Annotated in this window: 23 protein-coding genes; 7 read left to right on the top strand and 16 right to left on the bottom strand. The window is 58.8% G+C overall.

All coding sequences use genetic code 11. From position 1 onward, the window contains the following. The first annotated feature begins 19 nt into the window (after nucleotides 1–19). The 3 genes from ACEVJK_RS12000 to ACEVJK_RS11990 are packed head-to-tail and all read left to right on the top strand — an operon-like array spanning nucleotide 20 to nucleotide 1,924. The gene (locus tag ACEVJK_RS12000; protein ID WP_374740684.1) at nucleotides 20–1,057 is read left to right on the top strand and encodes an FAD:protein FMN transferase; all 1,038 of its coding nucleotides are present in this window, start codon (nucleotides 20–22) and stop codon (nucleotides 1,055–1,057) included. Further along, nucleotides 1,054–1,431 carry a NusG domain II-containing protein gene (locus ACEVJK_RS11995; protein WP_186852923.1) on the top strand — a complete coding sequence of 126 codons (378 nt, stop codon included), beginning with the start codon at nucleotides 1,054–1,056 and terminating at the stop codon, nucleotides 1,429–1,431. The genes ACEVJK_RS12000 and ACEVJK_RS11995 overlap by 4 nt, the downstream gene beginning before the upstream one ends. Beyond that, on the top strand, nucleotides 1,412–1,924 hold the full coding sequence (locus ACEVJK_RS11990) for a Gx transporter family protein (RefSeq protein ID WP_340405913.1): 513 nt from the start codon (nucleotides 1,412–1,414) through the stop codon (nucleotides 1,922–1,924). The genes ACEVJK_RS11995 and ACEVJK_RS11990 overlap by 20 nt, the downstream gene beginning before the upstream one ends. Before the next feature lie 39 nt (nucleotides 1,925–1,963). On the opposite strand, the gene ACEVJK_RS11985 is transcribed toward ACEVJK_RS11990, so the two are convergent. The 16 genes from ACEVJK_RS11985 to ACEVJK_RS11910 form a co-directional block, all read right to left on the bottom strand. Next, the gene (locus tag ACEVJK_RS11985) at nucleotides 1,964–3,232 is read right to left on the bottom strand and encodes a TRAP transporter large permease (protein ID WP_186852922.1); all 1,269 of its coding nucleotides are present in this window, start codon (nucleotides 3,230–3,232) and stop codon (nucleotides 1,964–1,966) included. Next, nucleotides 3,229–3,714 carry a TRAP transporter small permease gene (locus ACEVJK_RS11980; protein WP_186852921.1) on the bottom strand — a complete coding sequence of 162 codons (486 nt, stop codon included), beginning with the start codon at nucleotides 3,712–3,714 and terminating at the stop codon, nucleotides 3,229–3,231. The genes ACEVJK_RS11985 and ACEVJK_RS11980 overlap by 4 nt, the downstream gene beginning before the upstream one ends. 101 nt (nucleotides 3,715–3,815) lie before the next feature. Beyond that, nucleotides 3,816–4,883, bottom strand: coding sequence for a TRAP transporter substrate-binding protein DctP (gene dctP / locus ACEVJK_RS11975; protein WP_240286401.1), 1,068 nt, complete (start codon nucleotides 4,881–4,883; stop codon nucleotides 3,816–3,818). Beyond that, nucleotides 4,884–5,576 (bottom strand): DUF2848 family protein, encoded by a 693-nt coding sequence (locus tag ACEVJK_RS11970; RefSeq protein ID WP_240286403.1) that lies wholly within the window; start codon nucleotides 5,574–5,576, stop codon nucleotides 4,884–4,886. 23 nt (nucleotides 5,577–5,599) lie between these two features. Then, nucleotides 5,600–6,388 carry a carbon-nitrogen family hydrolase gene (locus tag ACEVJK_RS11965; RefSeq protein ID WP_186852918.1) on the bottom strand — a complete coding sequence of 263 codons (789 nt, stop codon included), beginning with the start codon at nucleotides 6,386–6,388 and terminating at the stop codon, nucleotides 5,600–5,602. Between the two features lie 245 nt (nucleotides 6,389–6,633). Further along, nucleotides 6,634–7,293, bottom strand: a complete 660-nt coding sequence (locus tag ACEVJK_RS11960) for a GntR family transcriptional regulator (RefSeq protein WP_374740683.1) — start codon at nucleotides 7,291–7,293, stop codon at nucleotides 6,634–6,636. Nucleotides 7,294–7,526: 233 nt separating this feature from the next. Then, entirely contained in the window at nucleotides 7,527–8,336 is an 810-nt protein-coding gene (locus ACEVJK_RS11955) for a helix-turn-helix domain-containing protein (protein ID WP_186852916.1), read from the bottom strand. Nucleotides 8,337–8,484: 148 nt separating this feature from the next. Further along, nucleotides 8,485–10,347 carry a glycoside hydrolase family 13 protein gene (locus ACEVJK_RS11950; protein ID WP_374740729.1) on the bottom strand — a complete coding sequence of 621 codons (1,863 nt, stop codon included), beginning with the start codon at nucleotides 10,345–10,347 and terminating at the stop codon, nucleotides 8,485–8,487. Between the two features lie 112 nt (nucleotides 10,348–10,459). After that, the gene (locus tag ACEVJK_RS11945; protein ID WP_374740682.1) at nucleotides 10,460–11,398 is read right to left on the bottom strand and encodes a uridine kinase; all 939 of its coding nucleotides are present in this window, start codon (nucleotides 11,396–11,398) and stop codon (nucleotides 10,460–10,462) included. A gap of 45 nt (nucleotides 11,399–11,443) precedes the next feature. Continuing rightward, the gene (gene hemZ / locus ACEVJK_RS11940) at nucleotides 11,444–12,901 is read right to left on the bottom strand and encodes a coproporphyrinogen dehydrogenase HemZ (RefSeq protein WP_374740681.1); all 1,458 of its coding nucleotides are present in this window, start codon (nucleotides 12,899–12,901) and stop codon (nucleotides 11,444–11,446) included. Nucleotides 12,902–12,913: 12 nt separating this feature from the next. After that, nucleotides 12,914–13,528 (bottom strand): MBL fold metallo-hydrolase, encoded by a 615-nt coding sequence (locus tag ACEVJK_RS11935; RefSeq protein ID WP_262669525.1) that lies wholly within the window; start codon nucleotides 13,526–13,528, stop codon nucleotides 12,914–12,916. A 124-nt stretch (nucleotides 13,529–13,652) separates the two neighbouring features. After that, a complete protein-coding gene (gene dtd / locus ACEVJK_RS11930) occupies nucleotides 13,653–14,093 on the bottom strand; it encodes a D-aminoacyl-tRNA deacylase (protein WP_186852912.1) in 441 nt (146 codons plus the stop codon). 61 nt (nucleotides 14,094–14,154) lie between these two features. Continuing rightward, nucleotides 14,155–14,367 carry a hypothetical protein gene (locus ACEVJK_RS11925; protein WP_147572444.1) on the bottom strand — a complete coding sequence of 71 codons (213 nt, stop codon included), beginning with the start codon at nucleotides 14,365–14,367 and terminating at the stop codon, nucleotides 14,155–14,157. 15 nt (nucleotides 14,368–14,382) lie between these two features. Then, on the bottom strand, nucleotides 14,383–16,617 hold the full coding sequence (locus ACEVJK_RS11920; protein ID WP_147572443.1) for a bifunctional (p)ppGpp synthetase/guanosine-3',5'-bis(diphosphate) 3'-pyrophosphohydrolase: 2,235 nt from the start codon (nucleotides 16,615–16,617) through the stop codon (nucleotides 14,383–14,385). A gap of 41 nt (nucleotides 16,618–16,658) precedes the next feature. Further along, nucleotides 16,659–18,722, bottom strand: coding sequence for a single-stranded-DNA-specific exonuclease RecJ (gene recJ, locus ACEVJK_RS11915; protein ID WP_186852910.1), 2,064 nt, complete (start codon nucleotides 18,720–18,722; stop codon nucleotides 16,659–16,661). Nucleotides 18,723–19,094: 372 nt separating this feature from the next. Then, nucleotides 19,095–19,547 (bottom strand): hypothetical protein, encoded by a 453-nt coding sequence (locus ACEVJK_RS11910; protein WP_374740680.1) that lies wholly within the window; start codon nucleotides 19,545–19,547, stop codon nucleotides 19,095–19,097. A 292-nt stretch (nucleotides 19,548–19,839) separates the two neighbouring features. On the opposite strand from ACEVJK_RS11910, the gene mnmG reads away from it, so the two are divergent. The 4 genes from mnmG to ACEVJK_RS11890 all read left to right on the top strand — a co-directional run bounded on the left by mnmG (nucleotide 19,840) and on the right by ACEVJK_RS11890 (nucleotide 23,355). Further along, on the top strand, nucleotides 19,840–21,717 hold the full coding sequence (mnmG, locus tag ACEVJK_RS11905; protein WP_186852908.1) for a tRNA uridine-5-carboxymethylaminomethyl(34) synthesis enzyme MnmG: 1,878 nt from the start codon (nucleotides 19,840–19,842) through the stop codon (nucleotides 21,715–21,717). 16 nt (nucleotides 21,718–21,733) lie between these two features. Further along, on the top strand, nucleotides 21,734–21,979 hold the full coding sequence (locus tag ACEVJK_RS11900; RefSeq protein WP_374740679.1) for a hypothetical protein: 246 nt from the start codon (nucleotides 21,734–21,736) through the stop codon (nucleotides 21,977–21,979). Next, a complete protein-coding gene (locus ACEVJK_RS11895) occupies nucleotides 21,976–22,872 on the top strand; it encodes an MBL fold metallo-hydrolase (RefSeq protein WP_147572438.1) in 897 nt (298 codons plus the stop codon). The genes ACEVJK_RS11900 and ACEVJK_RS11895 overlap by 4 nt, the downstream gene beginning before the upstream one ends. A 105-nt stretch (nucleotides 22,873–22,977) precedes the next feature. Continuing rightward, nucleotides 22,978–23,355 carry a RidA family protein gene (locus ACEVJK_RS11890; protein ID WP_147572437.1) on the top strand — a complete coding sequence of 126 codons (378 nt, stop codon included), beginning with the start codon at nucleotides 22,978–22,980 and terminating at the stop codon, nucleotides 23,353–23,355. The last annotated feature ends 171 nt before the right edge of the window (nucleotides 23,356–23,526 follow it).

The raw sequence follows: 23,526 nt of genomic DNA, 5'->3' as shown, positions 1-23,526 counted from the left end.
AGGAAAAGGAGGGACCTCTGTGGTCAAAACGCGCATATGGACTGCCGCCCTGGTCCTGGGGCTGTTCCTCTCTCTGCCGGCAGGCTGCCAGGTGGAGGATGTCGGGGAGGAGAGCCGAATCTTTGCCATGGATACGGTCATGACCTTGACCTACTACGGGCAGGACCGAGAAAGTGGACGGGAGGCTCTAGAGGAGGGGGTGGCGGAGGTTTATGAGCTGGAGGACCTGCTGTCCGCCACCGCCCCAGACAGCGAGATATCTGCCCTTAATGAAGGGGGACAGGCACACCTCTCCCCTGATACGGCCCAACTGCTCTCCGCCGCTCTGGCGCTGTGTGCCCTCACCGGGGGGGCGCTGGATATCACAGCCTACCCCGCGGTGGAGGCATGGGGTTTTACCACCGGGGAGTACCGAGTACCCAATCAGGCGGAGCTGGAGGAGTTGGGTGACCATATCGACTATACGCGAGTGAGCCTGGACCAGGAGAGCGCCTCCCTGCCCGATGGGATGAAATTGGATCTGGGGGCTGTGGCCAAGGGATACACGGCTGACCGTCTAGCCAAGCTAGCCCAGGAGCGAGACATCACCTCCGCCCTGCTGGACCTGGGCCAGAGCACCATCTTGGCCCTGGGAGCCAAGCCCGATGGCTCCCCCTGGCGCATCGGCATCCAGGATCCCCAGGGAGAGAGCTATCTGGGCGTTCTGGAGCTGGAGGGGCAGGCCATGGGCACCTCCGGCGGCTATCAGCGGTACTTTGAGAGGGATGGAGTGCGTTACTGGCACATTATTGATCCGGCCACCGCTGCTCCAGCCCGAAGCGGCCTGCTCTCGGTCACAGTAGTATCCCCCTCCGGCCTTGCCTGTGACGGCCTGTCCACCGCTCTGTTCGTTATGGGACTGGAGCGGGGGACACAATTTTGGCGGGATCACCCCGAACTGGAGTTTGAGGCCCTCTTTATTCTGGAGGACGGCTCTTTGGCCCTTACCTCTGGGCTAAAGGACAGTTTTACTCTGGCGCAGGGCTATGAGGACCGGGAGGTAGAGGTGCTGTCATGAATAAAAATACCAAGATCATCCTGGCCCTGCTTGGGGCAGCGGTAGTTGCCTCTGCCCTGGCGGTGTTCTTGAAGCAGGAACGCCCCGAGGCCCCTGTGGCTGTTATCACCCAGCATGGACAGGTGCTCCAAAAGATAGAGCTGGACAAGGTGTCCGCGCCCTACTCCTTTGTACTGTCTGACGGAGCGGGCGGTACAAATACGGTACAGGTGGAGCGGGGGCGTATCCGGATCAGTCAGGCCAACTGTCCCGACCAGGTTTGTGTGGACCAGGGCGCCATATCCGACGGTACGGTACCCATCGTCTGCCTGCCCCATCAGCTTATCATCGAGATTACAGGAGGGGGTGGCGGCCTTGACGCGGCCACCGGCTAGGGGGGCCCGCAGGCTTACTCTGCTGGCCCTATTTACCGCTATCGCCCTGACGATTTTTATGGTCGAGGCCCAGATCCCCGTGCCGATTCCGATTCCAGGAGTGAAGCTGGGGCTGGCCAACATTGTCACTGTGTATGTGATGTTTGTCCTGGGGCCCGGTGATGCCCTGCTGGTGCTGTCCGCCAGGGTTTTCCTGGGCGCGGTGTTCTCCGGACAGATGAGTACATTGTTGTACAGCGCCGGAGGCGGACTGCTGTGCTGGCTGGCCCTATGCCTGCTGAGAAGGGTCCTCTCCAGAGACCAGATCTGGCTGTGCAGTCCTGTGGCTGCCATATTTCACAACCTGGGCCAGCTCCTGGTGGCAGCCGGAGTAATGAAGACCTGGGCGGTTTTGGCCTATCTCCCCTATCTGGTCATGGCCGGCGCGGCGGCCGGTCTGTTTACCGGCCTATGTGCCCAGGTGCTCATCCGACATTTGGAGAAAATACATTAAAAAACTCCCGACACAACGTGTCGGGAGTTTTTTATAAGGTTAACCCACTAGATTGGGCAGTAAGGTAACCGTACCAGGGATATAGGTAATGATGATCAGAACAATGAGCAACACACCCAGCATAGGCAGCAGGTCCTTCATCTGCTCCTTCAAGGAGACTCGGCCAATGGATCCAGCCACAAATAGGCACACACCCAGAGGAGGAGTACACATACCGATAGTCAGGTTTACCGCCATAACCAGGCCAAAGTGAATCAGGTCGATACCCATGGACTGAACCAGGGGCAGGAACAGGGGAGTAAAGATGACCAAGGCGCTGGTGGTGTCGATAAAGGTGCCGGCGATGAGCAATACGATGTTGATGACCAGCAGCAGAACATACTTGTTACTAATGGTAGCGGACAGGAAGGAGCTAACCATCTGAGGTACCTGGGCCACAGTGATGATCCAAGTAAACAGAGATGCGCAGGCCACCACCAGCAACACCTGGCCGGTGGACTTAGCACAGTCAACGAACAGGCCAAAGAGATCCTTCAGCTTCAGCTCACGATAGACGAAGATGCCCAGGATGAGGGCGTAGGCGCAGGCAATGGCGCCGGACTCGGTGGCGGTAAAGACACCGGACAGGATACCGCCAATGATAATAATGGGCATAATCAGAGCCAGAATGGCATCCTTACCGGTGGAAAGAATCTCCTTCATAGAGGCGCGGGTCTCACGGCCGACATAGTGGCGCTTCTTGCCGATGAAATAGCTGAGGATCATCAGTCCAACGCCCATGATGATGCCGGGGATGAAGCCGCCGATAAACAGCTTGCCCACGCTGACGCCAGCCATGGTGCCATAGAGCAGCAGAGGGATAGAGGGGGGGATGATGGGGCCGATGGAGCCGCCGCAGGCAATTAGAGGAGCGGAAAAGGTGTTTTCATAACCCTTTTTCTCCATGATGGGCATCATAATTCCGCCGATTGCTGCGGTAGCCGCAATGGCGGAACCAGTGATGGCGGCGAAGAACATACAGGCTAAAATACTCACCAAGGCCAGGCCGCTGGGCAGGTGGCCAATCAGGGCATCGGCAAAGTCGACAATACGCTTGGAAATGCCGCCCTGTACCATCAGACCGCCAGCCAGGATGAACAGAGGAATAGCGATCAGTGCGGTGCTGTCAGCCCCGGTAAACAGGCGCTGGATGACTACGGTAAGGGGATAACCGCCGGCGACGATGCCACCCAGGGAAACCAGCCCCAGGGAAAAGCAGATAGGAATACCAATGAGGAAGAGAACAAAGAGCAACAGAATATAAATCATTTCTTTTCCTCCTCCTTATTAAAGTTACGGAACTGGCCGATAATATTCTTGATCATGTAGTACAACATCAGCACGGCAGCGCTGGGGATGCTTGCGTAATAAGCGGTCATGGGCAGGGGCAGATAAGAGGTGGTCTGGCGCATACCGCCGATTGCGAACTGATAGCCAATAACAATCAAAAAAACAAAGAAGCCGCACAGAACCAAGTTAATTATTATTTCCACTACCTTCTGGACCTTATTGGGCAGAGAGGTAAGGATTACGTCTACATTCAGATGGTTCTTGTCGCGGACACACCAGGCGGCGCCCCAAAATACTAGATAAGTAAAGGCAAGGCGGAGGATATCCTGGCTCCAGGGTAGGGGGGACTTCAAAACATAGCGGCAGAGGACCTGGGCAAAGGTAACGCCGAAGACGGCGATAGCGCTGACGCCCATGACCAGCCGTGCAAGGAAGTCGACGATTTGGTCAATTACTTTCATATTTTCTCCTTCCCTTAGTACAAAGGAACGTCCGGCGCAGGCAGAGCCTGCGCCGGACATCGTCTTGCAGGCCGATTCCCGAAATAGATCCGGGGAGAGGCTTACTTGTTGGCGTTGAACTCGGCGACCTTGGCCATGACAGCCTCCGTCAGAGAGGGATCGACCAGTTCAGCCACCTCAGGCAGCTTGTACATATCAGCGGTGGCATCCTTGAAGGACTGGATGTCAGGATCCTCGCACACGATGGTGCCGCCGTCCTTGATCTGCTGCAGGTACTCGGCCTCAACAGCGTCAACGGCCGCGCGCTGGGTATCTCTGGCATAGGCAGCAGCCTCGTCCACCCAGGCCTGCTGCTCAGGGGTCATGCCGTTGTACAGATCCAGGTTCATAATGATGCTCTCAGCGCCATAGGTGTGGCCGTCCATGCACATATACTTCTGGACCTCACCAAAAGCGGAGGTGGCAATAGAGGCAATGGGGTTTTCCTGGCCGTCCACGGTGCCCTGCTGCAGAGCGGTGTACAGCTCATTAAAAGCGATGGGGGTGGCGATAAAGCCCAGCGCGTCGGCCAGAGCGAACCAGATGGTGGCCTCCTGAACACGGATGGACTGGCCCTTCAGATCAGCGGCGGACTTGATCTCCTTGCCGTTGGTAGTGAAGTGACGGAAGCCCAGCTCACAGAATGCCAGGTGCTTGATGCCCTGCTCCTCGAACAGAGGGGCAAACTCGTCCTGCAGGAAGTTGTCCAGCACATAGTAGGCCTCTTCCTTGGTTTCAAACAGGTAGGGCATAGACAGGACCTGGGTTTCAGGCACCCAGTTGGGCAGAGTGCCGTCAGTGGTCACGACAGTCATCTCCAGAGAACCCATCTGCACGCCCTCAGCGGCCTCACGCTCGCTGCCCAGGGAGGAGTTGGGATACACCTCACCCTTGATTTGGCCGCCGGAGAGCTCCTCGATCTTCTCAGCAAAGGCGCGGGCGGCGATGGTGGACTGGTGATCTTCGTTACCAGTGGTGGCGATCTTCAGGGTGTAGGATTTACCCTCAGAGTTGGTGTTGGTGGCACCGCTGGAGGTGTTCCCGGCGGAGCTCCCGCCGTTTGTGCTGCCACAGGCGGCCAGAGAAAGTGTCATGGCGGCGGCCAGGGCGAAACTCAAAATTCTTTTCATTTATCTTTCCTCCTCAGAAATAGCGATTACGTTGTAGTCAGAAGTAATCTTGCGGTTCAAAACTTCGTCCACCATCTCATAACGGAAATTGGTGCCGAAGGTAAACCCATTCAAAAGGGGCACGGTGCCAGAGAAGATGACCACGTTGTCAATGCCGCCTACACGCTCGTCCAGCTCCTTCAGGATGAGGTCGGGGGGCAGGATGTCGGCCAAAGTACCGTCTTGATAGGCGATCTCTTTGCCATCCACAGTCTGATAGGAGCGCAGCTTAATGCCATCCCAATGGTCCTTCATATCCTCATAGTCCCAGACCTGGACAGCAATGGGCTTGGCACAGGCCTGCTTGGACTTGGGAACGCTGGCGCTCTCCAGGGCACGGTCGGTGTGGTCACTGCCCACGCCAATGTAACGCTTGCCGTCTTTGATGATGATGACGTACTCCACCTCACCACAGGTCTTCTCGCCCACAAAGTGCAGGTCCTTCTCCTGAGTCAGGGTGTAGTTGCCACACTGAAAGATGGTGGGGATGCGCTTGGGGGCGGGAACACCCAGCTGCTCCTCCAGCTCCTTGATGTGCTCCATGGTTTTTTCCATGTTGCGTCCGGCATAGCCGATGGCGAAGACACGCTCATAGTTCAGCTCGAGAGCCTCACTGCCATTTGCCTTCTCCAGAGTAAAATTGATTTTGCTCATGTCAATCCTCCGTATCTATGAAGTCAGTTGACTTGATAAAGACCGGGCTGGCGGTCCCTATACACATTGATGCTGCTGCGGATCCCCTTGATGATGTTCAAATCCATGTCGGTGGTCAAAATCATCTCATTGGGGCCGCAGCCGCCGACCAGTTCGCCCCAGGGGTCGTAAACGGCGGAGTAGCCGGCGTTCTTGGTTTCTCCAGCGGTGCCGCAGGAATTGGTGCAGGCCACAAAGCACTGGTTCTCGATGGCCCGCGCTTGGTTCAGCGCCTGCCAATGGAAGCGGCGCAGAGAGGGCCACTGGGCCACGACAAACAATACGTCGATTCCTTGGACGGTAATGGTACGGATTAGCTCCGGGAAGCGGACATCATAGCAGATAATTAAGCCGCAGGGGACGCCATCCAACTCAAACCGGACGGTATGGTCTCCGGACTGAAAGTATTCATGCTCGCCGGAGGGAGAAAACAGGTGCGTCTTATCGTACTCGGCGACGCAGGTTCCCTTGCGGTCAAAGACAAAGGCGGTGTTATAAATCTTGCCATCCCGGACATTAGACACAGAGCCGGCCACGATGTTTACGTTTAGCTCACTAGCCAGACGGGAGAAGGTCTCCTTCACACGGGCGCCGTCCTTGTCGCTGAGTTCTGCCAGGTTCTCCTTGGGGAAGAAACCTACGTTCCAGGTTTCCGGCAGGGTGATCACATCTGGGTGGCTCTGGGCCGCCTGACGGATCAGCTCTTCCGCATGGGCGAAATTCTCGTCAGGAGAGGCGAACTTCATATCCATCTGGATCAGACTGACTTTCATATCTCATAACTCCTTTTTGAGAAACTTGAGAACAGTAATTTTGAATTTTGTATACCAAATTCAAAATTCCAACATAGATTTTATACGCAGGGCATTATTTTGTCAAGAATTACGCAGCCTTTCTTGCATAATTGTAGATTTTCACGAAAGAATATTTGTTTTTTTGTATAAAACTATCAACATACGAAGTAAAACACACGACAGGGGTTTAACCTGCCGTGTGTCTGCTGCCATATAAAAAAGATTCAGTCTATAGAGGTGTTATGCTGAACATTACAGTGAGTCTGCTCCATGTGGAGTTTCATGGCCCGGACTGCCTGGTCCGCGTTCCGGCAGCGCAGCGCCTCCAAAATTGCGGCATGTTCTCGAATGGTAGATTGGCGCCGAGGCGCGCCGGACAAAGCCTTGGTGGCGGTGACAAAAATCATATCGTTCAAGTTGCCTAACAGGTCGATTAGGGTATTGTTGCCACTAAGCTCATAGATGCTCTGGTGAAAGAGGCGGTCAAGTTGGGCGAAATCCAGATTGTTTGAGGAGTCCATAGCTGCGACCTGCTGCTGATAGGTCTGTTCAATAGCGGCGAAAGTTTCGTCAGTAATATTTTTGGCCGCGTCTTCCACGGCGGATAACTCCAGAGCTGTACGGACTTTCATTAAATCAGCCAGATATTTTCTACCAAAGCTGCGAATGACCGCCCCTTTGTAAGTTTCAATACTCACCCAGCCGTTGTGTTCCAGCATCTGAATCGCTTCACGGACAGGGGTGCGGCTGACCCCCATAGTCTCGGCCAGCTCTCGCTCGTTCAGTTCTTCTCCAGCCCGATACTTCCCGGAAAGGATATCCTCCTTAATGATCTCATATACTTTATATTTGTAAGGGAGTTGCTTTTCAATCAATGTTTTCATCCTCCAGAAGTAACGTCTTCCTCTTGACGGGCAAGGGTCAGTTCCGCATACTCTTGCCGTCACAGTAAAATATTATACTAGATGGAGGACCTTGTCAAGAAACCGATGCTTTCCTCTTTCCATAGGTACTTTTGTAGAGAATTGTAGTCTTTTATAGAAGCTCAGTAGGGCGGCAACATGTCGTCTGGGCGGAGCACACTGCCGGCTCATCGTTGCCGACCAGGGAGGTGGGGTCATTGGAGCGCTAAGAGTTCCGGCTCCTCTTTGATCTCGGGAGGGTGTTGGCCGAAGGAACTGCTGCCCGCCTCTATGATCCAGTCAATGCCCCGTCCGGTGGGCTCCAGCCGCAGCAGAGCGTGGGTCCCCTCCAGTTCCCCCTTGGAGTAGGTTAGGGAGATGACGGCGGCTTTATGATAGCGGAAGGGGAGGTTTTCCAGGACCAGAGTGGCCGTTTTGTTGCGGAAGGCGACAGGAAATTCCTCCTGGTGATAAGAGGGGGCAGGGATGACTGTGGTGTTCCCATCCTGGTAGGATGGCTGTTCCGGAAGGACTGTAAAGAGGGATACCTGGGTGTCATAGCCCCTAAGCCCGCCATTCTCCGTCAGGGAGAGCGCCAAGTCATAGGTCATGGTTTCGTAGTCAGGCCGGACGGCATACAACACCTGCTGAACGGGGGCAGACGGGGCTTGAGGTGGGTCCAGGATCATGAGGACCCGGTAGCGATAATAAAAATTGAAGCCCAGAGATACTGCCAAAACCACGGAAAGGAGGGCGCACAGGGCGGCCAGCAGGCGGGAACGCCTGCCATGAGACACCTGTTTTGCTTCCGACACCGGCTGTTCTGGCTCCTCTACCCCCAAAAGCTGGTTCAAAGAAACTCCAAAGAGCCTGGCCATGGCGATGAGTTTGTCCACCTCGGGGACCGCCCCGTCCATCTCCCAGCGGGAGATAGCCTGTCGGGAGACACCCAGCCTCTCCCCCAGGCCCTCTTGGGACAGGCCGTGCTGCTTTCGCAACGCCTGAATACGCTGGCCAAGGGTCATGTTCTCATCTCCCTTTTCAGAATATGGCAGGCTCGCAGGCCCCCAACTTTTTTCTGTGAGAAACATAGCATAAAGGGACGAATGGGGTCTACCATCCGTCCCTGACAAGTTGTCAATCTGTGGTTGCCCCCCTTGGGCCTCAAGGCTTTCAGCCTTCGTGGACCAGGAAGGCCGCGCCGGACAGAGGGGGGATAATCAGGGTGGGCCCCTCCTCCCCGGGGTCCACATGGGCCCGGCCCAGCAGGGGCGTCAATTCCCCGGGAAAGCCCAGCTCCATGGCGGCGGGCCCATCCCCGGCGTTGCAGGCACACAGGATGGTCTCCCCTGCCGCCGACCGGGTGAAGGCCAACAGAGGCCCCTGGCCGGCCACATACCGGATGTCCCCCCGTCGAAGGGCGGGGTGGTCCCGGCGCAGGGTGCCCAGAGCCCGAAACCAGTCCACCAGCTCCCGGTCCTCGCGGCCCCAGGGGTAGGTCTGGCGGTTGAAGGGGTCCTCAAAGCCCTCCATCCCTGCCTCGTCTCCGTAGTACACGGTAGGTGAGCCGGGAAAGCAGAACAGCAGAAGGGCCGCCGCCCGGAGCAGGTCCTTGCCCCGCCGCCTCTGTTTAGGGGACAAACGGAAGTGGGCCCGCCAGTCTCTGGACTGATCCCGGTACTCCCCTCCTGCCCCCAGCAGGGTGAGAATGCGGGGGGTGTCGTGGGTGCCCAGGGAGTTCATGGCGGAGTAGAAGGCGGAGGGGGGATAATTCTCCCGAATGGTCTCCATAGCCGATACGAAGTGCTCTCCCCCGCCGCCGCGGAAAAAGGCAAGGATCGCGTTGCGCAGGGGGTAGTTCATCAGCCCGTCACAGTGGCCGCCCAGAATGTGCTTGCGCCGTACTCCGTAAGCTACTTTGGTGGAGCCGTCCTCCCACACCTCGCCGATGACCAGGGCGTCGGGCTTCTCTGCCCGGGCGGCCTGGTGGATGCCCGCTACGAAGTCGTCGGGAAGCTCGTCGGCCACATCCAGCCGCCAGCCGTCCGCTCCGGCCCGGAGCCACCGGCGGACCACACTGTTCTCCCCGGCGAAGATAAAGTCCCGGTAGGAGGGACAGCTCTCGTTGACGGCGGGCAGGGAGTAAATGCCCCACCAGCTCTCGTACTTCTTGGGCCACTGGATGAAATTGAACCAGGGGCGGTAGGGGGAGTCCCAGCTCTGGCTGGCCCCCACGTCGGGATAGAAGCCGTCCCCGTTGAAGTAGCGGCTGACATAGCCGGTGTGGTTGAACACCCCGTCCAGCATCACCCGCATCCCCCGCCTGTGGGCCTCGTCGCACAGCCGGGAGAAGTCCTGATTGCTGCCCAGCATGGGGTCGATCTTGTCGTAGTCGGCGGTGCCGTAACGATGGTTCTCCGATGCCTCAAAGATGGGGTTAAAATAGAGGGTCTCCACTCCAAGGCCCTTCAGATAGTCCAGCTTTTCCATGACGCCCAGCAGGTCGCCGCCGAAAAAGTCCCGGTTCCGGATCTCTCCACGCTGGTCAGGCCGCCACTCAGGCAGTTCCTCCCAATCCTGGTGGACCCAGCGTCCTCCTACCATCCCGGCGGGATCGGGGACACGGGAGCGGAGAAAGCGGTCCGGAAAGATTTGATAGGTCATCCCCTCTCCAAACCAGGAGGGGACCTCCTCCGCCTGATAGACGGTGAGTTGATAGGGGCCCAGTTCCTGGCGGCCTCCATCCAGCCGCTCCAGCAGGAAGGAGTACCACACCAGCCCCACATAGTCCCCAGTGTCCAGGCTGCCCTGAAACAGGTCCCGATCCAGCTCCAGACCGCTCCAGAGCATCGGGAGGGACTCGATCTGATCCCCACGACTTTCAAAGCGGGCGGAGAGGGTGGCGCGGGAGAAGCCCTCCACCCTTCCAGGGCGGAGGGTGAACCGGACCTGTGCCCCGGAGGGGACCGCCCCGTAGGGCGTCTTGTACCGGGAGTCCCGGGAGTTATAGATAGGCTGGTCGGTCAAGTCGATCACTCCGGAAATAGGATAAAAGCTTTGCTGGAGCCCACTGCGGAAAGAGAAGTCAGGGCCGGGGGCTGGAGACTTTGCCCCTCCCCGCGCAAGACAGCGCCATGGATTTGATAGGTCAGTGATACTGGTAGCTCCCACCGCCGATGAACTCCCGCAGCAGGGAGTCCTTGGGCACCAGGGCCGGGTCAATGGCCTCGAAATGCTGAAAGGCGTCCACCAGCTGAAGCATCTCGTCATGGCGCTCGTTCTCTTGGGGGACAGAGCGGAGGATGGGGATGGCGTAATTTTTCATGACCGGCACTTCATAGGGGAGGGAGGAGTCAAAGATGATATCCGCCCGGCCCTTAAAGGGGGAGATATACAGCTTCTCTCCCCGGCGGACATTGGCCCACATCTCCAGAGTTTCGGCTACCCCGGTGCCCCGGAAGTTGTAGTCCCGGACCGCCCGGCGGGTCAGCCGCATCCAGGTGCCCTTGAAGCGGAGGACGGCCCCCTCGTTCACGTTGGACCGGGCGGAGATATAGAGCTTGGTGGCCTCTGGGTGGCGGCCGGCGATGTCGTCATTCAGGGCGTGGATGCCCTCGAAAATGGCAATCTCGTTCTTCTCCAGCCGAAGGGGGAGGCCCAGGGAGTCGTTGCGCATCTGGCGGGCAAACTCGAACTTGGGAATGAGGATCTCCTCTCCACGGGACAGGGCGGCAAAGTGCTCATCCAGCAGTTCCATGTCCAGGCACAGGGGGGACTCATAGTCGATGTCTCCCTCCGGGGTGCGGGGGGCGGCTTTTGTGTTCATGGTCTTGAAGTAGTTGTCCATGGCCACCGCGTGAGAGTTGACTCCGCGGCGCCGCAGCTCCTCGGCGATCTTCAGGGCAGTGGTGGTCTTGCCGGACCCGGAGGGCCCGGACAAAAGCACGATGGGGCTGTGCTCCAGATTGCCCAGGATCTTGTCTGCCGCCAAGGACACCCGTTGGGCGTAATTTTCGTCGCACTCGGTCAGGAAGGCGGTCACGTCAGTCTGAATGCGCCGGTTGATCTCCTGCAGTTGATAAGCCATTTGGAACTCCTTTCCCTTGGGCAGGCTGCCCAGCGGTATAGATGGTCAGCGGAAAAACGCCAGCATCTCCCTCTGCTGCTCCGCCAACTTTTCCCCGGCGGACAGGTAGTCCTGGGGATACTTCGGGTTGGACAGCCGGAGGAGCCGGCCGCTCTGGGGATCGATGAGCTTGGTAACGCCGCCCGCCCCCAGAGAGATGACAGTGTGGAGCTCCTCCATCATGACGATGTTGTACAAGCTCTCCGTGCCCGGCCTTGCCCAGCCCACATTCTCCAGAGAGCCGGACATGTACTTCTGCCGATAGAGGTAGTAGGGAAGATAGCCGCCGGACAGGGTCGTGCGGGAGTAGTCCAGCATTTGGGCCACCTCCTCCCCGCCGGGAAGGGCGCCTTTCCTCTGGATCAAAGTGGAGCCCTTCTTCAGGGCCAGGGTGTGGACGGTGATATTCTCCGGCCCCATGGCCAGCACCCCATCCAGAGAGCGGCGAAAGCCGCCTAGGGAGTCCAGAGGCAGGCCGGCGATCAGGTCCATGTTGATGCAGTCGAAGCCCACCTTGCGGGCCAGGTCGTAGGCAGTCTGAATATCCCCCGAGGAGTGCTTTCTGCCAATGGACTCCAGCACATGGTCCTCTAGCGTCTGGGGGTTGATGGAGACGCGGCCGACACCGTGGGCCCGGAGCACCTCCAGCTTTTCCCGGTTGATCGTGTCCGGCCGGCCCGCCTCCACCGTAAGTTCGGTGCATCCCTCCAGAGGGAGGACCTGCTCACAGCGGGTCAGGACCCGGTCCAGCTGCCGGGCGCTTAGGGTAGTCGGGGTGCCGCCCCCCATGTAGAAGGAGCGGATGGTCCTGCCACTCTCCGTCAGTACACGGGCCGTCCCATCGATTTCTTTCAGCAGGGCGTCCACATAGGGCTCCACCAATGTTAATGTCCGGCCCACGTCGGCGGATACAAAGGAGCAGTAGGCGCACCGGGTGGGGCAAAAGGGGATGCCGAGGTACAGGGATACCTCCCCTTCCTTCAGCGACCGCTGGGCGGCGATGCTGGCCTGGGCGCAGTCCACCGCCAGCGCGGCCCGGTCGGGAGAGACATAGTATTCCTCCCTTAGCTCCTGCTTGGCCTGAAGGGGTGTGGCCCCGGACAGCAGGGCGCGGGTGGGCAGTTTCACCGGACGGACACCGGTAAGCATCCCCCAGGGAGGCGTATGGCCGGTGAGCGCACGGGCGGCCAGAAAAAAGCACTTGCCGATGGCCCGGCGGCGGATGCCCTCCCGCTGGAACTCGTCGCCGACCAGGGGAACATCCAGGGAATAGGGCAGGGACTTGCCGCGGAAGCACAGCTCTACGGTGACATGGCAGCGGTCATCTTCCCGGAGGGTGACAACGGCCCAGCTGTCATCCCCAGGGCCGATGGGCTCATAGACGGGACGCTCGCCGGGAAAGAGATTGAGCATTCCCTGCTCTACAACATACCGCTCATCATGCCCGTTCAGAACCAATTTCATAAGATAGTCTCCTCATTGCCCCATGGCTTCCCGGAGGAAGGGGTTGTACTGCCGCTCCCGCTCCAGCGTGGAGGTCCGGTCATGGCCGGGGCAGACGTGGAAGTCCCCTTCCAACTGGCCCAGGCGATTTAGAGAGGACATGATCTCTTCATAGCTGCCCCCCCGCAGGTCGGTGCGGCCGCAGGAGCCGCAGAACAGGGTGTCCCCGGTAAACAGCACATCCCCGACCTGGAGGGTGACGGAGCCCTTGGAGTGGCCTGGGGTGTGGAGGACCTGGATAGTGAGAGAGCCCAGAGTGAGGGTATCCCCCTCGGTGTAGTATTTCAAGTCCGCTACCTGCCCGGCCAGGGGAAAGAGCTGGCTTCCAGCCCCGTTGGCATCCGCCTGGTGGATATAGACCTCCGCCTGGGGCAGGGCCCGGATCAGGTCGGGAACAGCGGTAGTGTGGTCGTAGTGGCCGTGTGTCAGAAGGATATACTCCACCTGTACCCCGTCCTCTTTTAGAACAGACAGGATGCGGTCCCCCTCGTCGCCGGGGTCGATAACGGCGGCCTTGTTGGTGGCTTCGTCCTCTAAAATATAACAGTTTGTGCCGATGGGACCGACCTGCATGACTTTGACTTTCATGAAAACACCCCTTTAGGTTGAACGTGGAGAGTTAAAAGTAGACAGTGGGGGTGGCCGAAGGCGAACAGCCCGCCCAGCGCGGCCGGATATGGTATCTCCGCGCTTCATACTTTTGGCTTTCCTCTTACTGGTCTGTATCGTATAAAATGGTGACCGGCCCGTCGTTAACAGAGGCCACCTGCATATCCGCTCCAAATCGGCCGTGGGCCACCTGAAATCCCCTGGCCCGGCACTGGTCGATAAACCGCTCGTACAGTGGGACGGCAAGGTCAGGCTTGGCCGCCCCGGTAAAGCCGGGGCGGCGGCTCTTGGTGTCGGCATACAGAGTAAATTGGGACACCACCAGCAGAGAGCCGCCAACCTGAGACAGATCCAGATTCATTTTGCCGTTTTCGTCCTCGAAAACCCGCAGGTTGCAGATCTTTTCTGCCAGCTTATCACAGACCGCCGGGGTGTCGCTGGGGCCCACCCCCAGCAGGATCAGGAAGCCCCGGTCAATGGTCCCCTCCACCGCTCCGCCGATGGTGACAGAGGCGGAGGAAACTCTTGTGACGACTGCGCGCATAGCTTGGATACATCCTTTCGTGGTGAGATAGCGGAGCATGCCCGCTTTTTCGAAATGGGGATCATGATACCCACTGGAATATGCAGATAAAGCCGCCCACGATAACGCTAAAGGAGACGGCAGCCCAGGCGGAGGCTTGACTGCTCTTTTTTTCCTGCTCCTTTGAGGGGGGCTGGCAGGCATATTTGATAGCGGCAATCAAATTATAGACGAATACCGGCGCCCAGATGAACCAGGTATAGACAAAAACATACCCCAAAGGCTCGATAATCATAGCATACCCCTCCCGTTATTTCCCGGAAGACCGGGCCACATAATAGACCCCCTGGATGTTGTTCAGCTTGTTGATGACGGCGCTCAGTTCCGCCTTGTCCTTGACCTCCACCACGATGTTGACCGTGGCGTGTCCGTCCGGCTGGGAGCGGGCGGACAGGGCGGTCACCTTTACCTTGGCGGCGGACAGGGCCATGGCCACATCCAGTGTCAGGCCGTCCCGGTCCTTAGAGGCCAATTCCAACGCTGTTTTATAATTGGGAAGGTCGCTCTCCACCCAGGACACCTTGACCCAGCGGTCCGCTTCCTCTGGCCGGCGCTTGTCGGGGGAGGCGTTGGGACAGTCCGCCCGGTGGACGGACACGCCGTAGCCACGGGTGATAAAGCCGATGACCGGGTCGCCTGGCACGGGGGTGCAGCACTTGGCAAATTTGACCAGACAGTTGCCCAGTCCCTCCACCACAATACCGGAGTCAGAGTGCTTGGGCTTGACCTGGCCTGCGGCGGGGGCTGCGCCGGTTCCGGGGACGATCACGCTCTCCTCCAGACTCTTGGAGGAGGCCGCCGCCTTCTCCGCCTGGAGCCGGCCCAGCCGAAGCAGCTCGTCCTTCACCCGCGCCACCGCCTTGACCGCAGTGGTGCCGCCATAGCCGATGGAGGCGTACAGCTCGTCCAGAGTGCCAAAGCGCACTTTGTGGAGGATGTGAGGCAGCACCTCCTCCCCAGTGATGGCGGACAGGGGGATCTTTACATGCTTTAGCTCTGCCTCGAAGGCAGCGCGGCCAGTGGCGATATTTTCTTCCCGCCGCTCCTTTTTGAACCACTGGCGGATCTTGTTCCGGGCCTCGTTGGATTTGCAGATCTTCAACCAGTCCCGGCTGGGGCCTTTGGCGGATTTGGAGGTCATGATCTCCACGATGTCGCCGTTTTTCAGAGGCGTTTCATAGGTGACCATCCGGCCGTTGACCCGGGCGCCCACCATGTGGTTGCCCACAGCGGAGTGGATGTTATAGGCGAAGTCAATGGGGGTGGCCCCGTTGGGCAGGTTGATGACATCGCCGTTGGGGGTAAAAACGAACACCTCGTCGGCGAACATATCCACCTTCAGGGTGCGGACGAACTCCTCAGCGTCGGTATCCTGCTGGCTCTCCAGCAACTTGCGCACCCACTCAAAGTCCTTCTCTGTCCCCAGCTTTTGGTTGGCCATCCCCTGTTTGTACTTCCAGTGGGCGGCGATGCCGTACTCGGCGGTCTGGTGCATCTCCCAGGTGCGGATCTGTACCTCAAAGGGGATGCCCTCCCGGCCGATGACGGTGGTGTGGAGGGACTGGTACATATTGGGCTTGGGGGTGCCGATATAGTCCTTGAACCGCCCCAGCACCGGCTTGAACATATCGTGGATGCAGCCAAGCACATTGTAGCACTCCGGAATGTCGTCCACGATGACCCGGAAGGCGTACAGGTCGAAGATCTCGTCCAAGGTCTTATTCTGGGCGAACATCTTGCGGTAAATGGAGTAGATGTGCTTTACCCGGCCGTAGACGGTGCAGTGGATGCCGTCCTGGGCCAGCCGCTGCTGGATCTTATGCTGGATGGAGGTCATAAACTCCTCATGGGCGGAGGAGCGGCGGGCCAGCTCGTCCTCGATCTCCTTATAGCCAATGGGGTCCAGATAGCGCAGAGAAAGGTCCTCCAGCTCCCACTTCAGCTTCTGCATACCTAAGCGGTGGGCGATGGGAGCATAGATCTCCATGGTTTCCAAGGATTTTTCCCGCTGCTTTTTGGGGGACTGGTACTCCATGGTGCGCATATTGTGCAGCCGGTCACACACCTTGATGAGGATGACTCGGATATCACGGCTCATGGCCATGAGCATCTTGCGCAGATTTTCCATCTGCTCCTCTTCCTTGGTGACGAACTGCATCTTGGTCAGCTTGGTGACGCCCTCCACCAGCTCGGCCACAGAGGCGCCGAATTTTTTGGCGATCTCCTCATGAGTGGAGGCGGTGTCTTCGATGCAGTCGTGGAGCATAGCGGCGATGACGGAGTCCACGTCCAGCCCCAGGTCGGCGACGATCTCCGCCACAGCCAGGGGATGGATGATATAGGGCTCTCCGCTCTTGCGCAGTTGGCCCTTATGGGCAGCGTCGGCATAGGTGAAGGCGTCGAACAGCCGCTTGGTATCCAGATTTGGGGTATAGGAGGCCACCTTGTCCTCAAGGGCCTGATAACGGACCAGAATAGGGTCCATAAGATCACCTCGAAGTAGAGTAAAAGTTTGAGGAGCTCGCCTTATTCACGCAGGACATCCCGCAGCCGCCGCAGCAGCAGAGAGGCGTCCAGATCCACCTTCCCCTCCAGCCGGTTCAGGGTGATCTGAAGGCGGCCGGCGCTGCGGCCCAGCTGGATCAGGCCCCGCTCCTCCAACACCTCCAGACACAGGAGGGTCCGGGCAGGCACCTCGACCTGCCTTCCGGAGCGGGCCACCGCCCGGGAGATCCGGGGCAGGGTGTCCTCCAGTGGACCACTGGGGGAGCAATGCCGGTCCAGCCATTTCCACAGGCAGACAAATTCCTCCCGGCTGGGCAATAAGAACCGGGCCTCCTGGGGAGTCAGGGCCTCGTCCCGGCGATACTTGTCATAGATGGCCTGCTCCAGCTGTGCCCTGGAGGGGGCGGGGCGCAGGTCGATGATTTGGAGCTGCACGGAGCGACAGCCGCGAAACTCGTTGATCTGGGGATAAAAGGCCGCGTCCACCCGGCAGCCGGGGGACAGGCCCAGCTCCCCGCCGTCGGCGGAAAACCAGATGGCGTCCAATAGAATGCCACGGGACTCCAGTTTCAGCTTCAGGTGCCGGCCCCGGCCCACTTGAGCCATAGAGTGAATCTGCACTCCACTGAGGACCAGCACGGGCCGCGGGTTTCCAACCCCACAGGGCTCCAGCCGGTCCAGGGCGGATACCTCCTCCACGGTGAGCAGCTCCGGTGGCACTACCCCATCCGCCTCCAGAACAGAGGGCAGCTCGGTCCCCTGGGCTCGCTCCGCCACCGCCTGTGCTAGAGCCTGCGCCAGGGCGGGGATGCGCTCCTCCCGGACGGTAAAGCCGGCGGCCAGGGCGTGGCCCCCAAAGCTCTCCAGCAGAGGGGCGCACTCCTCCAGGAGTTCAAACAGATTGATTCCGCCCCAGGAGCGGCAGGAGCCCTTGCCCATCCCCTGGTCCAGGCAAATCATAAAGCAGGGTCTAGCATATTTTTCTGCTAGGCGGGAGGCCACGATGCCCACTACCCCTTGGTGCCAGGCCCGGCCAGCCAGCACGAGGGCCTCGGCCTGGGGAGCCTCCCCCAGCCGCTGGACGCACTGCTGGAAGATCTCGCCCTCTACGGTCTGGCGCTCCCGGTTCAGGGCGCACAGCTCCTGAGCCAGCTCCTCCGCCCGCTCCGGGTCCCCGGTCATGAGCAGCTCCAGGGCGGCCTCTGCCCGCCCCATCCGGCCGGAGGCATTGATCCGGGGGGCCAGGGTATAGCCCACCGACACAGAGCTGATGGGGCGGTCCCCCTGTCCGGACAGAGAGATGAGCCGGGCCAGCCCCAGCCGCCGGGAGGGGTTCAACCGGGCCAGGCCGGCGCTGACGATGCGCCGGTTTTCCCCGGTCATAGGCATCACGTCGGCCACGGTGCCGATGGCGGCCAGGTCGCAGGAGGACTCCCACACCTTGCAGGCTCTCTCTGAACCGGCCACGGCCATGGCCAGCTTGAGGGCCACTCCCACGCCGGCCAGCCCCTTGAAGGGATAGGGACAGCCGGGCTGGTGGGGGTCTACCACCGCCACGGCATCAGGCAGAATACCCTTGCAGGTGTGGTGGTCGGTGATCACCACGTCCACACCCAACTGACTGGCGAAGGCCACCTCATCCACGGCGGTGATGCCGCAGTCCACAGTGACGATCAGCGTGACGCCCTGTCGGGCCAGGGAGGCGATGGCCTCCCGGTTCAGGCCATAGCCCTCCTCCAGCCGGCCGGGGATATAGGGCAGCACAGCGCCCCCTTCGCCGGACAGAAATTCGGTGAGCAGACAGGTGGCGGTGATGCCGTCCACATCATAGTCCCCATAGACCGCTATCTGCTCTCCCCGCTCCAGGGCCAGCCGGACCCTGGCCGCCGCCTGATCCATGCCCAGCATCAACAGAGGAGACAGAAGGGACTCCCCTCCGGGGGACAGCAGTTGCTGGGCCTGGTCCCCGCTATGAATGCCCCGGGCAGCCAGGATGGAGGCCAGCAAGGGGGGCAGTCCCGCCCCTTCCAGGGCGGAGCGAAGGGCCGCGTCGGGGGACGCCACTGACCACTGTCTGTATTTCATTGGCATCCACCTCCAGACCATGCAGGATCCCGCCAAAGGGCGGATATGGGGAGTATTAACTTATCTATTATATCACAGTGGCGGAGGGACCATCAAGACAAAATCCCGTTCAGTACCTCTTTTTGCCTGTTTTGTCTCAGTTTTTTCCACGTTGCGGGCTCCCTTTTACCTTTTGGACTGATTTAGGCTTACCTAACAATTCATTCGTCAGATGCACAGAAAAAGCTCCGCCATTGAACAGGCGGAGCTTTTCCCTGGTCTGTGTTCGACCTGTATGCCGAGAGCCTTAAAGGACACATACCAACATACTGATGAAAATTTAGCATGCGCCCTTTCAGATAAGCCCAGTTCACAAATTAAAATGGGTCCGGCTTACTTCGGCAACTCGCTTTCTTCAACGGAAACTGCTTCAAGGTCGATATCGTTCCAATAAGATCCAATGTCTGCACTTGTAAAGTATTCAAAATTACCTGTTGAGGATTTTAGATTGCCACTCTTTACTCCATAGCAGACATAGATCAATTCATAGGTTGTTCCGTCGGATAGATTAAATCTGAAACTGGTTATCTTCGCTCCTGTGGTTTCTTCTGCCTCTTTGAGTTTTAAGGTTAAACCCTCGAACCTATCATACAAGTCTTTTATGGTTTCTTCTGCGTCAATAACTTTCTTTTCTGCGGAAACAGGCGCCCCCGCATAGCGATACAGTTCAATGGTTTCAACATCTCCGACCTCAAATGGAAAGTCGATATTGACCGTTTTTTCCTTGCAGCCGACCAGCCCAAGCATTAAAATCAACGCTAAAACTAACGCTATGTATTTTCTCATACAGATTACCTCCTTGTTATAGTTCTATTTGCATAGACAATATCGATAAAAAATCTGAAAAACATCTTAGTTTTTTATATAATATACCATTCTCGTGATTCTTTCAATGCTTGAAAATAGGTCGTTTTAGCTAAAGCGACAGAGGTAGGACCCATCAGTCCAAATGTAAAAGGGACGTTGTGGAGCACCTCTTGCGGCAGGGGGGAAATCGTGATACAATACCCCCCGAATTAGGCGCCTGCCTGGACAGGGTGCCAGACAGGCGCGCGATCATACCAAAGGATAGAGACCTATGACGACTTATAATGCCGGACAATATGATATCGCTATCATTGGGGCGGGCCACGCCGGGATTGAGGCTGCCCTGGCCGCCGCCCGGATGGGCCTGCGGACGCTGTGCTTTACCATCAACCTGGACGCGGTGGGTAATATGCCCTGCAATCCCGCCATCGGGGGGACAGGCAAGGGCCACTTGGTCCGGGAGCTGGACGCCCTGGGGGGAGAGATGGCACGGGCCGCCGACCAGGCCTGCATCCAGTACCGACTGCTCAACCGGAGCAAGGGCCCCGCTGTCTGGTCCTTACGGGCCCAGGCGGACCGCCGGGAGTACCAAAAGGTGATGAAGCACACCTTAGAGCGCCAGGAGAACCTGTGGGTCAAACAGGCAGAGGTGGTTCAGGTGCTGACGGAGGGGGGAGCCGTATCCGGGGTGGTGACCCACACCGGGGCGGTGTACCAGGTCAGAGCCGCGGTCGTCGCCACCGGCACCTATCTGGGGGGGCGGACCATCGTGGGAGAGGTGGTCCGGGACTCCGGGCCCGACGGACTGGCGGCCGCCCTGCCGCTGACTGCCTGCCTAGTAGAATTGGGCCTATCGATCCGTCGATTCAAGACGGGTACGCCCCCACGGGTCAACCGCCGTTCGGTGGATTTTTCGAAAATGGAGCTTCAGGAGGGGGACCGGGACGCCCAGCCCTTTTCCTTCTGGACGGACCACCATCTGGAAAACCGGGCTGTATGCTATCTCACCTACACCAATGAGAGAACTCATTCGGTGATCCGGGCCAATCTGGACCGCTCCCCTCTCTATGACGGCACCATTGAGGGCATCGGTCCCCGCTACTGCCCTTCTATTGAAACCAAGGTGGAGCGGTTCCCAGACAAGGAGCGCCACCAACTGTTCATTGAACCCATGGGGCTGGATACCGAGGAGCTGTATATTCAGGGCCTCTCCTCCTCCCTGCCGGAGGAGGTCCAGATTCAGATGCTCCACACGATTCCCGGCCTGGAACAGGCCGAGATGACACGCCCCGCCTATGCCATCGAGTACGACTGCATGGACCCCACCGGCCTGCTCCCTACCTTGGAAACAAAGACGGTGTCCGGCCTATATGGAGCGGGACAGTTTAACGGCTCCTCCGGCTATGAGGAGGCGGCGGTCCAGGGCTTTGTGGCCGGTGTCAATGCCGCCCTGAAGATACTGGGAAAGCCCCCCCTGGTCCTCCGGCGGGACCAGGGATACATCGGCGTCCTCATCGACGACCTGGTGACAAAGGGGACCAACGAGCCGTACCGCATGATGACCTCCCGCACAGAATACCGCCTTCTCCACCGCCAGGACAACGCCGACCGGCGGCTGGCCTCCATCGGGCGGGAATTGGGGCTGCTCTCTGAGACGCAATATGGGCGAGTGCTGGAAAAGGGCCGGGCGGTGGAGCTGGAGGTCCGCCGTCTGGAACACACGGGCACCCCGCCCTCCCCTGAGCTGGACCGGCTGCTGGAGGAGCGGGGCGAGCCCCAGGTGAGGAATGGGGCCAAGCTGGCCGACCTGCTGCGCCGGCCCAGGCTGACCTACGCTGATCTGGCCCCCTTTGACCCGGACCGCCCGGACCTGGCCCCCGCCGTGGCCAGCGAGGCAGAGATCACCATTAAATATGAAGGCTATATCCAGCGGCAGCTGCGCCAGGTGGAGGAGGTCAAGCGGCTGGAGGCCCGGCCTCTGCCTGCGGACCTGGACTACCAGTCCATCCAGGGACTGCGGCTGGAGGCCCGGCAGAAGCTGAATGATATCCGCCCCCAAAACCTGGGCCAAGCCAGCCGGGTGTCCGGGGTATCCCCGGCGGACGTGGCGGTGCTGATGGTATATTTGAAGCAAAATAACAGCATCTGATTTTGGAGGACCATCCATGGATGTTTTTATGCTATGGCACATATACGAGCAAAGAGATGGCACTGGTATTCATAATGAGGAAAAGCTGATCGGCGTTTTTTCCTCGAAGGCCAACGCGCGGGAAGCAATAGAACGCTTAAAAGATAAGGAAGGATTTCGGGATCTCCCCCAATGCTGTTTTGAGATTCATAAGACAGAGGTGGACCGGATTAGCTGGGAAGATGGATTTACTACAATCCGTTGGAGGGAAGCTGAACCATGAACCTGACACAAATCAAGGGCAATACCTGGGTGCTGGAGGGACAGGAGTTTATCCCTCTTTATAGGCTGGATGAGCGCCGCTGCGTCCTGCTGGACAACGGTCTGGTCCAGGAGCAGAAGGAGCTGGAGGAGAGCCTGAAGGGGGCCGGACTGGTCCCGGCGGGCATCCTGTGCTCCCACGCCCATATCGACCACTGTGGAAACAGCGCCTATCTCCAGCGGAAATACGGTATACCGGAAGCGCTTACCGCTCCGGAAGCGGGGATGTGCGCCAATCTGCTGACGCTGAAGTGCTATTTTCTCACCCTGCCGCCTGAAACGGTGGCGGAGGAGTCCTCCAATATGATTCATACCCCCGACGTGATTATCCCGCCAGGGGACGGCCCCTTCTCCTTCTGCGGCGCGGAGTTTCACATCGTCCACACCCCAGGCCACTCCGCTGGCCACATCTGTACGGTCACGCCGGACAATGTGTGCTATACAGCTGACGCCCTGTTGAGCTATGAGATGATAGAGGCCAAGCTGCCATACAGCTTGAGCCACCAGGCGGCTATTGATAGCCGGGAAAAGCTGCGGGGGCTGGGGTGCGACTACTATATTATGGCCCATCGGGGGGTGTGCGGTTCCGGGGAGATCGACACGCTCATTGAGGAGAACCAGAAGCTGGTTCGGCGCCGGGCCCAGGAGATATTCGAGCTGGTGGACCGGCCCATGACGGCCAGTGAGATCGACCAGGCCGCCTGCGCCCGCTATGAGCTGTACACCAGAAAGAACCGGCGGGCCCTGCGCTTTGAGCGGAATATCCGCTTCTTTGTGGAGTATCTGGTGGATACAGGGCAGCTGGAAATGTCATGCCAGAGGGGCGTAGTGCTGTACAGCCGTCCCAAGGCTTGAGCCCCCTTCGGTCTCTGACAGAAAAAGATAGACAGGCGCTTGTGGAACGGAGCAGTTCCTGATATACTGACTCTAGCTTATGCAAATATGAAAGGAGCTTTTGTCATGAAAGAGATCATTTCCACCGAAAAGGCGCCTGCCGCCATCGGACCCTACTCCCAGGCGGTCAAGGCCGGAAACCTGCTGTTCATTTCGGGGCAGATCCCCGTGGACCCCGCTACCGGCGAGGTGGTAGAGGCCACTATCCAGGCCCAGACGGCTCAGTCGCTGACCAATCTGAAGGCCATCCTGGCCCATGCGGGCGGGACGATGGGCCATGTGGTGAAGACCACAGTGTTTCTCAGCGATATGGAAAACTTTGTGGAGATGAACCGGGTATATAAGACCTTTTTTGAGGCCGAATGCCCCGCCCGCTCCGCTGTCCAGGTGGCCCGGCTGCCCAAGGACGTACTGGTGGAGATCGAGGCCATCGCCGTCCTGTAAGAACTATCCTGCGCTTGCGGCCTGGTTTGGATATATAAGCTATGGTGTTTCAGGCGCGCGTCGAAAGAAAATCGCGGAAAAGGCTTGCAATCCGGGAAAAATTGTGGTACACTTTCCTGTACTTCCGGGTTCGCCTGGATAATTTCTGGAATCTGTGCCCCACCGGGCCTT

The organism is Flintibacter sp. P01028 (assembly GCF_041925235.1).
Lineage (GTDB): Bacteria > Bacillota > Clostridia > Oscillospirales > Oscillospiraceae > Lawsonibacter > Lawsonibacter aceti.
The sequence above is the reverse complement of the archived record's forward strand: the minus strand, read 5'-3'. Positions and strand labels throughout refer to the sequence as shown.